This is a genomic window from Undibacterium sp. Dicai25W (genome assembly GCF_049340505.1).
Lineage (GTDB): Bacteria > Pseudomonadota > Gammaproteobacteria > Burkholderiales > Burkholderiaceae_D > Undibacterium > Undibacterium jejuense.
This window is the reverse complement of record NZ_JBMPOQ010000004.1, coordinates 110,541-124,406: the sequence shown is the minus strand read 5'-3', so window position 1 is coordinate 124,406 and position 13,866 is coordinate 110,541. Positions and strand designations below refer to the sequence as shown.

At 44.7% G+C, this 13,866-nt stretch carries 13 protein-coding genes; 6 read left to right on the top strand and 7 right to left on the bottom strand.

The annotated features are described in order from the left end of the window. Positions 1-118: 118 nt before the first annotated feature. The 3 genes from ACO0KY_RS06730 to ACO0KY_RS06720 form a co-directional block, all read right to left on the bottom strand. Positions 119-271, bottom strand: coding sequence for a hypothetical protein (locus ACO0KY_RS06730; RefSeq protein WP_186912206.1), 153 nt, complete (start codon positions 269-271; stop codon positions 119-121). A 156-nt stretch (positions 272-427) separates the two neighbouring features. Continuing rightward, positions 428-1,156 carry a substrate-binding periplasmic protein gene (locus tag ACO0KY_RS06725; protein WP_423044970.1) on the bottom strand — a complete coding sequence of 243 codons (729 nt, stop codon included), beginning with the start codon at positions 1,154-1,156 and terminating at the stop codon, positions 428-430. 475 nt (positions 1,157-1,631) lie between these two features. After that, positions 1,632-3,692 (bottom strand): M13 family metallopeptidase, encoded by a 2,061-nt coding sequence (locus ACO0KY_RS06720; RefSeq protein WP_423044969.1) that lies wholly within the window; start codon positions 3,690-3,692, stop codon positions 1,632-1,634. A gap of 380 nt (positions 3,693-4,072) precedes the next feature. On the opposite strand from ACO0KY_RS06720, the gene ACO0KY_RS06715 reads away from it, so the two are divergent. Further along, on the top strand, positions 4,073-4,390 hold the full coding sequence (locus ACO0KY_RS06715) for a hypothetical protein (protein WP_423044968.1): 318 nt from the start codon (positions 4,073-4,075) through the stop codon (positions 4,388-4,390). 1 nt (position 4,391) lies between these two features. Here ACO0KY_RS06715 and ACO0KY_RS06710 read toward each other — a convergent pair whose 3' ends face one another. The 4 genes from ACO0KY_RS06710 to ACO0KY_RS06695 all read right to left on the bottom strand — a co-directional run bounded on the left by ACO0KY_RS06710 (position 4,392) and on the right by ACO0KY_RS06695 (position 8,965). After that, positions 4,392-4,793 (bottom strand): hypothetical protein, encoded by a 402-nt coding sequence (locus tag ACO0KY_RS06710; protein ID WP_423044967.1) that lies wholly within the window; start codon positions 4,791-4,793, stop codon positions 4,392-4,394. Positions 4,794-4,878: 85 nt separating this feature from the next. Then, a complete protein-coding gene (locus ACO0KY_RS06705; protein ID WP_423044966.1) occupies positions 4,879-6,036 on the bottom strand; it encodes a hypothetical protein in 1,158 nt (385 codons plus the stop codon). Positions 6,037-6,275: 239 nt separating this feature from the next. Next, complete coding sequence (gene recJ / locus ACO0KY_RS06700; RefSeq protein ID WP_423044965.1) at positions 6,276-7,967, bottom strand: single-stranded-DNA-specific exonuclease RecJ; 1,692 nt, start codon at positions 7,965-7,967, stop codon at positions 6,276-6,278. Continuing rightward, complete coding sequence (locus tag ACO0KY_RS06695; RefSeq protein WP_423044963.1) at positions 7,964-8,965, bottom strand: hypothetical protein; 1,002 nt, start codon at positions 8,963-8,965, stop codon at positions 7,964-7,966. The genes recJ and ACO0KY_RS06695 overlap by 4 nt, the downstream gene beginning before the upstream one ends. A gap of 198 nt (positions 8,966-9,163) precedes the next feature. Between ACO0KY_RS06695 and ACO0KY_RS06690 the strand changes: the two genes are divergently transcribed. The 5 genes from ACO0KY_RS06690 to ACO0KY_RS06670 all read left to right on the top strand — a co-directional run bounded on the left by ACO0KY_RS06690 (position 9,164) and on the right by ACO0KY_RS06670 (position 13,807). After that, a complete protein-coding gene (locus ACO0KY_RS06690; protein ID WP_423044962.1) occupies positions 9,164-9,382 on the top strand; it encodes a DUF6434 domain-containing protein in 219 nt (72 codons plus the stop codon). 323 nt (positions 9,383-9,705) lie between these two features. Beyond that, positions 9,706-10,974 (top strand): lipoprotein-releasing ABC transporter permease subunit, encoded by a 1,269-nt coding sequence (locus ACO0KY_RS06685; RefSeq protein ID WP_423044961.1) that lies wholly within the window; start codon positions 9,706-9,708, stop codon positions 10,972-10,974. Then, positions 10,967-11,698 (top strand): lipoprotein-releasing ABC transporter ATP-binding protein LolD, encoded by a 732-nt coding sequence (gene lolD, locus ACO0KY_RS06680; RefSeq protein WP_423044960.1) that lies wholly within the window; start codon positions 10,967-10,969, stop codon positions 11,696-11,698. The genes ACO0KY_RS06685 and lolD overlap by 8 nt, the downstream gene beginning before the upstream one ends. A 10-nt stretch (positions 11,699-11,708) precedes the next feature. Next, positions 11,709-13,073 carry a hypothetical protein gene (locus ACO0KY_RS06675; RefSeq protein WP_423044959.1) on the top strand — a complete coding sequence of 455 codons (1,365 nt, stop codon included), beginning with the start codon at positions 11,709-11,711 and terminating at the stop codon, positions 13,071-13,073. Beyond that, on the top strand, positions 13,073-13,807 hold the full coding sequence (locus ACO0KY_RS06670) for a polysaccharide deacetylase family protein (protein WP_423044958.1): 735 nt from the start codon (positions 13,073-13,075) through the stop codon (positions 13,805-13,807). The genes ACO0KY_RS06675 and ACO0KY_RS06670 overlap by 1 nt, the downstream gene beginning before the upstream one ends. Positions 13,808-13,866 lie beyond the last annotated feature (59 nt).

Below are 13,866 nucleotides of genomic sequence, written 5' to 3'. Positions count from 1 at the left end.
AATACTTGAATAAATGAGCTTATGAAAACAACATCGCTAAAAATCTTGATAATGATTTTTAGCGAAAATTTACGCACAAATCTTGGCGCTATTTAGTTGTATTCTCAGCCTTAGTGCTTCATTTATTAGTGCATTGACGTTGCGCTTCAATTAAATCCCAACCTAATTGTCGGCGTATTTCTTTCACGTCAGGTGGTGGTGTGTGCCCGATTTGTCTCTGCTTCAAAAAATCCCTGACTTGTTCTTTTGAAGGATGCTGTGTCTTGTTCATGATGCCACCATATTTGGTTGATTAACAAACCCGTGACTCTATAACGGTATTTTGTGGCCTGAGTTGACCGGGAATTCTGAATTAATCTCCAGTTTGGCTGAAATTTACATTGTTTGACAGGAAGAACACGCGGGCAATTAGTGTTCTCCTCTTGCTTTAATTGTTCCCTAGCATACGTTGACGTGTGCCATCCTTTTGTAAGCTGGTGTAAGCATTTCTAAGTCTATCAACTACATCTTTTGAGGTCGCTTTATTAGCACCAAGTTGCAGGTCTAGTTCTAAGCCAAGATTGATTGTAGTGACGAAGTCTTGGCAGAACGTGGCACAATTGTGATCAAAATTATCTTGTGATAAGGGTAGCAAATCCAGTCGGCCAACTGATAAAAGACGTATGCCCTCGTTATTGTCGCTAATATTTATAAGGCCACCATTGTTGCTCGCTTTGAAATTCTTTGATTTTAAAAATTGTTCTCTGGCATCATCTTCAATCACGCCGATACGATATTCTTTTGCGTCCTCGAGTTTATTAATTTGTATATCTATTCGATCTTTTTTCTTGTACAGATAATAGCCTCGGACATGAGCTAATCCTCCAAGCCAAATATATTTATCTTCTCTAAACGGCGTCCGTGCAACTGGGAAAAAAATCACAGGTTGCGAGCCATTGACCAAGTGCATAATACCGATCCAGCTCAATGGCCGAATCTCTGGCTGATAGCCAGCGCGTATGGCGATAGTTTTTACAAAGTCAGCGATAGGGGTAGGAGTGTTGCTATTTTTAGCGTACGCATACGGTTGAGTATCCTCAATGTAGATAAGCAGTTGGTCAGCGTGAGCCAGGCTACAATTTAAAAAAAATAGTATAAGAAGCATATTCACTGACATAGATTACTTCCCTATCACTTTTAAAGAGTTTAGTTTCGGTAAAACATCTCCTGAATATAAGCATTGTATTCTACGAACTGCAGTTGTGTTTTAATCTTCATTTAAGATGCGCGAGCGCGTGCCATCTTTCTCCAGGCTCTCATTAGAATCGGCGTTTGAAAAGGTAAATTCATGCATCCAAGCTTGGATCGAAGTTTTTTTTCAATAATTTTATAATTTGAAGTCAGATGCAGTGTAGTACCGAAAAAGAGTTCGGCAAAGAAGAACTGATCTGTGTGGAAGTGTTTATTGTGAGCTGAAGTTGTTTTATGCGCGGTGTAGTGGTGGTTCTTCTGAACACCCAAAACCGGTAATTCAATGGGATTGTTTGTTGAAAGGAAAAAGCCGGTACGTATTTACAAAATACGTACCGGCTTTATTTGTCATTCAAGTGATCTTCAGAGATTGAGTAAACTCACTACTGAAGATCAATTTATTACCAAATCGATACGCGCTCAGATGCCGGTAGGTACATTTTATCGCCTTCTTTAAGATCAAACGCTTTGTAGAAAGGCGTCATGTTTTGTAATGCACCATTTGCACGGAATTCACCTGGCGAGTGAGGATCCGTTTTGATGCGAATAATCGCTTCTTGTTCACGTATTTTTCCACGCCATACTTGTGCAAAGCCCATGAAGAAGCGTTGATCGCCAGTCATGCCATTGATAACCGGTGCTGGTTTGCCACCCAAGGACAATTGATATGCTTTGTAAGCGATCGAAATGCCGGAGTTGTCGGCAATGTTTTCGCCCAGAGTCAATTCACCATTCACGTTATAACCCGGTACTGGGCTAAATTTGCTGTACTGTTTAACCAATGCAGCTGTTTTGGTGGCAAATTTTTCGTGGTCTTCTTTCGTCCACCAGTCACGTAAATTACCTAAGCCGTCGTATTGTGCCCCTTGGTCGTCAAAGCCATGGCTGATTTCATGACCAATAACAGCGCCAATCCCACCATAGTTCACTGCATCATCCGCTTTTGGGTTGAAGAATGGTGCTTGCAAAATCGCTGCCGGGAAGACGATTTCATTCATCTCTGGGTTGTAATACGCATTGACGGTCTGTGGTGTCATTCCCCATTCTTCGCGATCGACAGGCTTACCTAATTTGTTAAGTTCTGTCTTTGCAGCAAAACTACGAATTGCACGTAAATTGCCAACTGCGTCACCCTTGGTGATTTGCAGGGAGGTGTAGTCTTTCCACTTATTTGGATAGCCAATTTTTGGCATGAAGGTAGACAGTTTAGACAAAGCTTCTTTTTTGGTTTCCGGACTCATCCAATCCAGAGTGCCAACGCTGTTTTTGTATGCCAGAAGCAAGTTGTTGACCAGCGTCTCCATCTTTGCTTTGCTATCTGCTGGGAAGTATTTATCTACGTACATTTTCCCCAAGCTTTCGCCCATACCTGCGTCAACGAGGCGTACACCGCGTTTCCAGCGAATTTCTTGTTCAGGAACACCGCGCAGAATTTTGCCGAAAAATGCAAAGCTTTCTTCACTAAACTGCTTAGGTAGCTGGCCCGATGCTGAAGACAGCAAATTCCATTTGAAATAGGCTTTTAAAGTGTCAATCGGCGTTGCAATCAGCACTTTATTCATTGCTGTGAGGTAGCTTGGTTGTCCGATGATCAGATAATCAATCTTGCCTTTAACACCTAAATCGCTCAGGTAGGCATCCCAGTCGTAGCCTGGAGTAACTTCGTTTAATTTGCTGAGTTCAACTTTATTGTAAGCCTTGATCGGGTCGCGTAATTCTACTTTGGTCCATTGAATTTTAGCTAATTCAGTTTCCAAAGCAAGAATAGCACTCGCATTTTTACTTGCATCTTTGTCGCCAGCCATTGTCAACATTTTTTCAATATGCTTGAGATATTTCTCGCGCGTATCTTTTAATTTTGCATCATCATCTTTCAGGTAATAGTCGCGATCAGGCAGGCTGAGACCGGATTGCGAAATATCTAAGACGTATTTGGTCGAATCTTTGTTGTCTTGATGAACTTGAATGTCGTATGGGACGTTAATGCTATTAATATTCATCCAAGCCATTAACGCTGGCAATTGCTTTTTATCGTTAAATGCATCGATTTTTGCAAAATCTGACTGAAGTGGCTTCAAACCCAAAGATTCAATATGCTTAGTATCCATGAAGCTCGCATACAAATCACTGATTTTCTGAGCATCAGTACCATTTGCATTTTTTGCTTTAGAAAGACCTTCGATGATTGTGTGCAGTCGTGGTACAACCGCTTCGCGTAAGTCCATAAATGCGCCAGCCGACGAACGGTCAGCTGGAATTTGTGCGGTTTTTAACCAGCCACCATTGACATGGCGATAGAAATCATCCTGTGCTTTAACAGATTTATCTCCATATTGACTGTCAATCCCGGACAGAAGAACAGAAGGCGCAGCAGCTTTTGCTGTTTCTGCGGCGTAGACGTGGGTTGTGCTGGCAGTACCAGCGATCATTAGCGCGATCGCGCTCAATACTTTAGCTTTCACTTGTTGGGGTCTCCTGAATGTTAATGGCATGATCACTATTTTTACCATCACGGCGAAAATAAAAATCGTCGGTCTCTTATATTCGATTGCGAGCGTTTAAGCACAGAATTCGAGCTCTTACCGATAATCAAATCACTCTGCAACCGAAGCGAACAAATTTTAACTAGTGCAAATAGAAACATTATTTGCATAGCTACAATTGACAAATATTATGTTACTTTGGTTCCTCTGATGCGACAAATATTTTCATAAAGTGTTGTCAGTTGAGCGAAATTTAAATCAAGTAAATCATTATTCGAAAAAAAGCATGGAAAACCAGTTTTTATTCGATTATTCATTGGGCTCTGAGCCTTTCTGATAAGGATTTGTTGGGAGCGATTTTGTTAACCCCTTTGTGCGCCAAGGAGGAGGAAAAACATTATCCATTGCTGGCTACGGAAGCGCGTCCGGTATTATTAGTTGCAGGGGATAATGATCCTCATTGCAAACTTGCTTTGGCGAATCAATTAGCCATTGATCTGGGAGGCAAGACAGCGCTAAAGCTGGTTGCAGGAAATCATAACTTGGAATTGTCAGGAGCGATGTGTCAGCAAAATGGTCAAAGCATCGAAGATGTTGAGATAGCATTCAGGCGTAAAATCAGTGCATTGGCAATGAGTATTTACGCCTGGATTGATGCAAGTTTGACGAATTTGTGACTTAAGGGATCGTCAGGAGAACTTTTACGCTGGAGTCAACAGAAGCCTTGTCGATATATGCAAGAGATGTCGGCTCTGCGGCTACTGCTTTTTTTATCGCTGCGTCGTTCGCAAATTCTTTTGGTGCACTTCCTTTGCCTGAAAACGAGGCTTTTGCCCAGATCGCTTCGACTTGTGCTGGCGTTTTCTTTATGACTTTTTCATAAAACTCTTTATGCAGAGAGGAATCTTTTGCATGATCGAGCGGTGTAAAAATAGTAGAGCTTCCTAAATAAAACTGGGCAACCTGATCTGGTAGCATGCGGGTTGCAGGATTCGCTGGGTTAGTGACAACCACAATTTCTCCCAGAGAGGGCAGAGCTGTCAACGTTAATGTCAATAAAACCAATAGTCGCGTTTTCATCATTTTTCCTTCGTTACCAAATGTTGGACAAGCCTTGCACTCTGTTTTCCATTTTCCATTGCTTGATGGTGTTGATGTGCGCTTGTTAAAACAGTCGATCGTAAGAGATGCGGAATACGTTGACGTTGCCGCCATAGTTATTGGTGACATCCTGATTTTTATCTAACTGCACTTTGACGGCACTTTTGGCGTCGATGTCATATCGAAGAGTGGCGGAAGTACGTTTGTAAGATTGTGGTTGGTATTGAGTGAGGTCGGAGGATTTTTCTTTGTAACTGGCATAGTTGATGAACGGTGTCCAGGAGCCATAGCGATACCCAGCGCCTATCGTGTAGGCTGGGGCCGTAACAGTGTAACCAGCATTAGTAAAGGTTCTTTTCAACTGCGTCAGTTCGCTTAAAATAAACCAGTCATCCAGATCTAAATTCGCGGCAACCCCATATGCCTCTAGCTTGGCGCTGCTATCGAGTGCATTGAGTGCATTGACCACATGGACATCGGCTTGCACGTAGACGCCGCGAACGGTCAAAGGGCCACGTTCAAGCTGTGCATCGGCGCCGAGTATATTGCTCCATGTTACATCGGTTCTTCCAGTGTAATTTAGCTTTTCATATAAAGAGTCGTTAGCTTTTTCGCGACCTCCAAACGCAGTAAAGGCGAGGTTGTTATCCCCTACACTGGTCCGGTAACGGATACTGGCACCGTTGTAATTGGTGACCTCCCAGCCATATAGCTCCGGCGGTGGGCTAACCCATGGATAAGAAACACCAATATCCTGAAAGTCGGAATAGAAATAAAGGGGAATGCGTTTGCGGCCTACCTGAATTTCCCATTCATTATTTAATTTATAGCTGGCGTAGGCCCATTGTACATTCGGCGTGGAGTCGGTACCCCGAACAACGACCTGACCAGTTACAATAAAATCTTTGGTGAGTGCATAGCTTGCTTGTATGCCTGCACGCGACTCTTGTTGCAGTGAAAAACTATTGTTGTATACACCTGCGTTTGACCAGTCAGCGGTGTAGCATGGGCAGCTTGTGCCATTGATTACAGGCGAGCCAGCGTAGTTTGCCGGTAATTCGCCGCTAAATGTCCGACCACCGACAATAGAAAGAAAGCCGCTTACTTTAAGATTGGAAGTTTTGTCTGCATCGTCTGCATAGGCATTACTAACTGAAAAACTAAGCACGCCAAGCAGGGAAGCAAAAAACTTGTACCGCAACGGGATTTTGACTGAAGTCATGATGCAATCCTTTAGATAAATAGCCAAATATGTTTGACGTAGAAGCTGTGCTGTAAAGCCGTTTCGAAAATCTAAGGTAGGTCTGCCAAAAAATCAGATACAAAAAATAAAATGATGCGTAAAGCGATGAGGTTGACTGGCTGCAAGCTGTACTTAGTGTAAAACAGCCCCGAGGAAAATGCTTTAAATTACGTGAAATGGTTGCGGCTAAACAACCATTCCAAAATTTTTTAAATTGCTTATAAGTCAATGTGTTCAACGAGTAGCTGAACCTTCGTAATACCATTATATTCATTTGCATCCAATCTGAACGCAACATTCACCCGCTCCGGCAGTGCGTCTGTATGGCCGAACCAGATAGCATCGTAACGGACACCTTGTTTCTCAAGCACTAACTTAAGATGGCGTTCTTTTAAAATACGCTGTGAGACCAGCTTAAATTCATCACAGAAAACTGGCGGCGGGAAACCTTGCCCCCACACCTGCGTAGCCAGGAGTTGGATAAAATCGGTGGTGAAGTAAGCTTCTTCCAGATGCCCATCGGTTTCTATAATGCGCTCGAGTTGGAGTTGCGATAGCCATTGTTGGCCGACTGCCTCAAACGCCTGTTGAAATGCAGAAAGATCTTCGTGCCGCATGGTGAGACCCGCCGCCATTGCGTGGCCACCGAATTTTTGGATCAGACCAGGAGCTTGTTTTGAGACTAGATCGAGGGCGTCGCGTAAATGGAAGCCTGGTATAGAACGTCCGGAACCCTTGATCAGTCCATCGTCTCCTGGTGCAAACGTAATGGTGGGGCGGTAAAACTTATCTTTCAATCTGGAAGCGACGATGCCAATGACGCCCTGATGCCAGTTTTCGTCATAAACAGTAATAGTATGGCTGGAGCTTGGTTCAAAAGTATCCAGGTGGAGTAGTGCTACATCCTGCATTTCGCGTTCTATGTCTTTGCGGTCTGCATTGATGCCATTGAGTTCTTGCGCAATTTCCCAGGCGAGTGACTCATCATCGGTGGTCAGGCATTCTATGCCCAAAGACATATCCGCCAACCGACCGGCGGCGTTTAAGCGCGGACCTAAAGCAAAGCCAAGATCAAAGGGGTTCGCTGTTCGCGGTTCCCGACCAGAAACCCGAAACAAGGCGGCAAGACCGGGGCACATGCGTCCTAAGCGCATGCGCTTGAGACCTTGCGCCACAAGGATGCGATTATTGCCGTCCAGTTTGACAACGTCAGCGACTGTGCCTAATGCAACCAGATCTAACAGATTATCGAGTTTCGGTTGGCTATGTTGGTCAAATATGCCTCTACGTCGCATTTCAGCTCGCAAAGCCAATAAGACATAGAAAATCACGCCGACGCCCGCCAGATTTTTGCTTGAAAAACCGCAGTCAGGCTGATTAGGATTGACGATCACTGCTGCGTCTGGCAACTGATCACCCGGTAAATGGTGATCTGTGACAACGACAGGGATACCCATTGCTTTTGCTGCCGCTACGCCATCAACACTGGCGATGCCGTTATCGACAGTAATAATGACGTCAGGGGATTTCTCTTTGACGGTCAGAGCAACGATTTCTGGCGTCAAGCCATAGCCATATTCAAAACGGTTAGGGACGATGTAATCAACATGTCCACCCATCATACGTAATCCACGGATACCGACAGCGCAGGCAGTTGCGCCATCACAGTCGTAATCAGCGACAATGACTAATTTCTTTTTTTGCGCAATGGCATCTGCCAAAAAACATGCTGCCAGATCTAATTGATGTAAGCCGGACGGTGCTAATAAAGATGCCAAATCCGTATTAAGATCGCTATCTGAGATCGCACCACGGGAGGCGTATAGTCTTGCCAGCACAGGGTGCATACCATTTTGTTTGAGACGCTCGGCTTCGCGTTGATTGTAGGGACGGGTTGCAATTCGCGTCATACGTTTTTCACCGCAAATAATTTACTCAACGATGGCTTAATCCAAAACTTACGCAACGACCAAGGTGTCAACGTAAATTGCACAATTTGTCTGGCATCACTGCAGATGAGCTTGAATTCTTGTAACTCATTTTTTTGTAAGGCATTGAGTAAGGGGATAAAATATTCCCTCTCCAATTCGTGCATTTGCTCTAGCCAATACGACCAGTCGCTGTTCATTGCTGGCCCAGTGAGTGAATCAAGAATGACGGTTTCAGAAGCAGTTGATGGCAATGAATGGCTCTTGAGCTCCCCCATGTTTGCATGGCGCGTGATCGCTTTTGCACAGCTTGATGGCTTACCTGCGCCGCAAGAAAGCCATACCGAGTTAATCGTGTTTTGGCCACTTTCTTCGCGTTGCTGATTGATAGGGTGTGAGAACCACAGCATTTGTATTTCATTTTGCAGCTTACGCCATGCCCGGGCATGTTCGCCTTGCGCCATCCAGATTTCAATGTTGTGGCCACATGCGGCATCAACCGTCGCAGTTTTTAAACCGGACCAGGCATCACTTCTTAAAAACCAGGTATGACTATCGCCAAACACTAATTCCATCTCAAATTCATTACAAACCGTTTTTGCAAGGTCAAATAGCTGGCGTGATTCATCTTCCGTTATTTGCAGTCGCCGCTGATCCATCAAAACTAAATGATCACGTGCAAAATGGATGTGGACTGGCTGTAAACTAAACCAGAAACCTGTTCGCGGTGCTACGCCGTTGGTCTGCATAGTGTCCCATGCGGTTGCCGGGCTGCTGGAGAAATCAATTGTATCCAGATCGCCAGCTAACAAATATTCGTGTGCCAATGCTTTAGAAAATTCTTCGCCAGTGAGCAGTACTTTCGATCGTGAGCGTGCGATCAGTTTTGCCAGGGCTGGTGCGTGCATGGCTTTTAATAAATCTTTCTCTAGTCCGGCTGGAGGGATGCTAAAGGGTAAAATGAGTTCTAAAGTATTCATATCCGCCATTGTAGGGTAAACCGGCAAGCAAGGGGAGCGCCTTGATTTATGCGGGGTTTCCATGGCTTTTGCTTGCAGGTGAGTATTTTGCTGTGGTCAAATGACTGGCTTGCTATTATGCTATGTTGTTGTGCCATCATAATGAGGATGGGGGTGAGCTGATTGTTTGTGTTTTTCAAAATTGTCAAGGAGTCGCAAATGAAATTCGATTGGCATGGCGGTCAAATTAGCAGAGAAACTATGGTAGATCAGGACTATAGAAACACGCAAAACGTCCGGCGTTTTTTACTTTCCGAATGTGGGGCGGAATTTAAGTTTGATCGTCCTTTTATGCTTTGGATACGAAACGATCAAATTAAAAGTATGGGTGATGTTGTCGACGAGTGGAGACGTCGGCAATGTGACACTCTTGCCTGAATATGTCGAATCAGTCAGATTCGATTTTTCAAAGATAAAAAAAGATGCAATTTGAATGAGCGTTCAAAAGTTATTTGAATAAGATGATTTAATCCTTCTCCGTTTCTTGAGAGCGATGCCACAAGCTTCGTTGCCGCAGTTCAGTAATCAAGGTTGATAGCCGGGCTGCGGATGCATTTGTGTTACATAGAGATTACTCTTTAAACGAGGCACTCATTTTACTGGTGTAAAAAAGGCAGTGTTTAAGCTCATGATTTCATTGAATAAATGTCTATCATGATCAACTTTTGTGTGGCAAACTGCTGGCTGCTTTAATTTTTGAAATGAAATTTGTAGTGAAAAATCTCTCTTTTGAATGGTTGGTTGGCCTGCGCTATACCCGTGCGGGGCGACGTAGTGGCCGAAACAGTTTTATCTCGTTTATTTCCATGATCTCCATGGCTGGAATCGCTTTAGGCGTGGCAGCGTTGATTATCGTCCTATCGGTGATGAACGGCTTTCAAAAAGAAGTACGCGACCGGATGTTATCTGTTTTAGCGCATATAGAAGTTTTTGATGCAAGTGGTGCTATTCCTGATTGGAAAGCAACAGCTTTGCAAGCGCAGAAAAATTCATCCGTACTGGCTTCTGCACCCTATGTTGATGGTCAGGCGATGATTATCGGTGACGATGCAATGCGTGGCGTTATCTTGCGCGGGGTTTTGCCCGATCAGGAATCTAAAGTGTCTGAAGTCGCTGAGAAGATCAAAGTCGGTAAATGGTCTGACCTGCAAGCGGGTAAATTTAATATTATTTTAGGTTCAGCTTTGGCCGCAGCCTTACACGTCAATGTCGGCGATAAAATACGTCTCGCAGCTCCTGACGGACAAATAACGCCAGCTGGCACGCTGCCAAGAATCAAGGCATTCAACGTGGTGGGTATATTTGAAGCTGGTCATTACGAATATGATTCGGGTATGGCATTTTTGCAGATCGATGATGCGCAAAAATTTTTCCGCCTCGCATCACCATCGGGTTTGCGCCTGAAAATTAAAGATATGTTGGCAGCACCCAAGGTCGCACTGGAATTGTCGCGTACTTTGACCGGCGATTTGTTGATCCGCGATTGGTCGCAACAAAATCGCAATTATTTTACTGCTGTCAAAACTGAGAAAACGATGATGTTCATTATTCTTACTTTGATCGTCGCCGTTGCCGCATTTAACCTGGTGTCAACCTTGGTGATGACAGTGACGGATAAGCAAGCGGATATCGCTATCCTCCGTACGTTGGGTGCATCGCCGTCTTCAATCATGAAAATTTTTATGATACAGGGTGGCATAGTTGGTTTAGTCGGAACGGCTCTGGGTATCGGCTTTGGCGTGTTGGTATCCCTTAATATTGACGTGATCGTTCCTTTCATTGAGCGCATGCTTGGGGTCGACTTATTGCCTAAAGACTTATATTTTATTAGCGCCTTGCCATCTGATTTACGCTGGAATGATGTGATACAAATCAGTGTCATGGCGATCGTCCTGGCATTTGCTGCGACGATTTATCCTAGCTGGCGTGCGGCGCGTGTAAAACCAGTGGAGGCTTTGCGTTATGAATAATTTCAATCTGCAAAATCGCAAAGCGGTTTTAAGTTGTTCGAATTTAGGTAAAACCTTCAATGAAGGAGTAGAAGCCGTACAAGTGCTCAAGAATATTGAACTTAGTGTGCATGAAGGCGAACGGGTAGCGATTATTGGCGCTTCGGGATCGGGTAAGTCAACCTTGCTGCATTTGTTGGGTGGGCTTGATACACCAACGGCTGGAACGGTCAATTTATTGGGTGAAAATCTGGCCGCGATGAGTGAGTCCGTAAGGGGTACGATGCGTAATCGTTCTTTGGGTTTTGTTTATCAGTTTCATCATCTGTTGCCAGAATTCTCTGCGCTTGATAATGTTGCAATGCCATTGATGATCCGCCGGATACCACGCCAGGAAGCGCAGCAGCAAGCACTGGCGATTTTAAACAGAGTAGGACTAGGGCATCGTGTTAAGCATGTGCCAGGCGAATTGTCAGGTGGCGAACGCCAACGTGTTGCTTTGGCGCGCGCATTGGTGACGCAACCTGCCTGTGTGCTCGCTGATGAGCCTACAGGTAATCTTGATGGCAGTACGGCAAATCAGGTTTTTGAATTGATGTTGGAGCTTTCAGAGACGCTAGGTACCGCCTTTGTGATCGTTACACATGATGCGGAATTAGCGAAACGCTGTGATAGGGTATTTCGTCTTACCCCGCAAGGTCTAGCTCCTAATCAAGTCCAGAACGCAGTAGTTCAAGCGGAATAGGAAACGCCAGATGCGCGCATTGAAACTTTTGGTTCATCATCAAAATAAATTCGAGCTTAAAAAGAGTGCTGCATTACTCTTGGTGGCTTTGTTTAGCCTGAGTGCGCATGCGACCAACGAATTAGTGTTGCAGATGGAGACCTCGCTGAGCCAGAGCCAAAATCCGTTTCGTTACTATGACGGACAGTCGGATGGCGCGCAAATCATTCACCATCAGACCGATACAGTCGAGGGCGCGGACATCCGAGTCGGAGTGATTATCCCGGTCTTGTCGAACGATACCAAATTGATGCTTACCGGCTCCTTAGGTGGCAGACGCTACATCCATGATGACACACTCAACCACTTGCAAGGTGGCGCAGATGCTGATTTTCAGTGGGTCGCGAGTAAATTATTGAGCGGTCGCATTAATGCGGGTGCTGGCCAGCATTTGTTTAACTACATCAACGGTAGTTTGTCGCAGAAAGATATCGAGCACGATAGAATCGCTGGTTTTGATGTCAATATCAAAGTGACGGATAGCTGGTGGTTGATGCCTAAGCTTTTCTATACTCAACTGTATTACGATTTGCCTATCAATAAGCTTTATGATTACAAGCAGGACGGACGTCAATTAGGCTTACGCTATATGTCACCGACAGGTTCAAGCGTTGAGGGTGGAATGCGTTTCTCCACTACAAACTACACTGATCGCAGTCAGGATCAAATAGAGAAAATCTACGATATTCCCTATGTGAACAGCGCGATCAAGCCTGAATACGATACACAATTTAAAGAAACTGAGTTGTATCTTGATGGCGAGTGGCAGTACAGTGTTAAAACAACGACCAGTGCTCATATCGGGGTGATACGTCGTCGCTATAGTACGTACAGCAATCTCGACACCAATTTATCCAACGCGATTGTTCGAGGTACTTACCGTTACACACCGCAATTGCGACTCGATGCGCAAATATTTGATCAACCATTTCCGATTGTTGATCCGACGATTTCTTACGTGGTAACCAAAGGTGTACGCTTCGATGCATTGTGGTTGTATTCAGATAAATTGCAGTTTAACGCATCTGCTGTCATGCAAAATAGCTCTCAGGTGTATATTCCTGGTATTGTGAACTTGACTGGCAACGCGTCGCAGGTAGCCAGAATGAAACGGGTTGGGTTGGGTGCCAGTTATCAAATAGATCGTGGTTTTCGTCTGTTTGCCGATAGTTATTTTGAACGAAATCGCGGTGATGTTGCTACGTTAAATGTTAGTCAGTCGGTCATCAAAATAGGTGTCGAATACACCTATGAAAATTTACCAGGAAGTGCTGCCCGCATGAATTTGCAAAGGTATCAGGATTACCTGAGTTCGTCGCCTGCCATTGCCAGATGATGCTCTTGTATAAAAAGTTGAGTCGCTTTGCTGCTCGGCACGTTGCCAAGCGCTATCTGAACTTAGGTAAGTCACGTGGTGTCGTCAGTTTTTCTTTTGACGACGTCCCAGCGAGTGCATGTCATTTGGGCGCAGAAATCTTAGAGCGTTATCAGGCAACTGGTACTTTTTATGTGTGTGGTGGATTAACCGATGGCGTAGAGCAATCGCATTCCTGTCACACCGTCCAGGATTTGCAGAACCTGGTGGTAAGAGGCCATGAAATTGCTTGTCATACGTTTTCTCATGCAAATTGCGCCAATACGGGTTTGGCTGCGCTAGAAGCCGATTGGCAGCGCAATCAAGAATTTTTTTCTCAGCATCGGTTACCACAAGTCGGTTTTGCTTTTCCGTTTGGCGCATATGACTTGCCAAGTAAAATCGCTGCTTCTCGTCGTTTTTCTTATAGTCGTATCACCGGCGGCGGTACTCAAATCGGCACAGCGGATTTGAATGCCTTACGTGCTCAGGCACTTTACGCACAAAGCACTGACGCCGACACTATTTTTGAACTAATACAACAAACCGCATCCAAAGGTGGTTGGTTGATTTTCTATTCACATGAAGTGACGACAAATCCGGGGCCGTGGGGTACCACGCCTGAGCAACTTGAATCTGCGCTTCGGATTGCAAAGCAGTTGTCCTGTGAGATTTTACCGGTGCAGCATGCGATCGCGTTTTTTCAGTTTCCGTGAGTATCTGTGCGTTCCACGCTACGCTTTAATGCGCCAATTCTCCATGTTTTTATAGCTTG

Excerpts from the sequence above, each read along its gene's own strand:
- ACO0KY_RS06730 (WP_186912206.1), bottom strand. The coding sequence starts at position 271 with ATGAACAAGACACAGCATCCTTCAAAAGAACAAGTCAGGGATTTTTTG.
- lolD (WP_423044960.1), top strand. The coding sequence starts at position 10,967 with ATGAATAATTTCAATCTGCAAAATCGCAAAGCGGTTTTAAGTTGTTCG.
- ACO0KY_RS06695 (WP_423044963.1), bottom strand. The coding sequence starts at position 8,965 with ATGAATACTTTAGAACTCATTTTACCCTTTAGCATCCCTCCAGCCGGA.
- recJ (WP_423044965.1), bottom strand. The coding sequence starts at position 7,967 with ATGACGCGAATTGCAACCCGTCCCTACAATCAACGCGAAGCCGAGCGT.
- ACO0KY_RS06705 (WP_423044966.1), bottom strand. The coding sequence starts at position 6,036 with ATGACTTCAGTCAAAATCCCGTTGCGGTACAAGTTTTTTGCTTCCCTG.
- ACO0KY_RS06725 (WP_423044970.1), bottom strand. The coding sequence starts at position 1,156 with ATGTCAGTGAATATGCTTCTTATACTATTTTTTTTAAATTGTAGCCTG.
- ACO0KY_RS06690 (WP_423044962.1), top strand. The coding sequence starts at position 9,164 with ATGAAATTCGATTGGCATGGCGGTCAAATTAGCAGAGAAACTATGGTA.
- ACO0KY_RS06710 (WP_423044967.1), bottom strand. The coding sequence starts at position 4,793 with ATGAAAACGCGACTATTGGTTTTATTGACATTAACGTTGACAGCTCTG.
- ACO0KY_RS06670 (WP_423044958.1), top strand. The coding sequence starts at position 13,073 with ATGCTCTTGTATAAAAAGTTGAGTCGCTTTGCTGCTCGGCACGTTGCC.
- ACO0KY_RS06685 (WP_423044961.1), top strand. The coding sequence starts at position 9,706 with ATGAAATTTGTAGTGAAAAATCTCTCTTTTGAATGGTTGGTTGGCCTG.
- ACO0KY_RS06675 (WP_423044959.1), top strand. The coding sequence starts at position 11,709 with ATGCGCGCATTGAAACTTTTGGTTCATCATCAAAATAAATTCGAGCTT.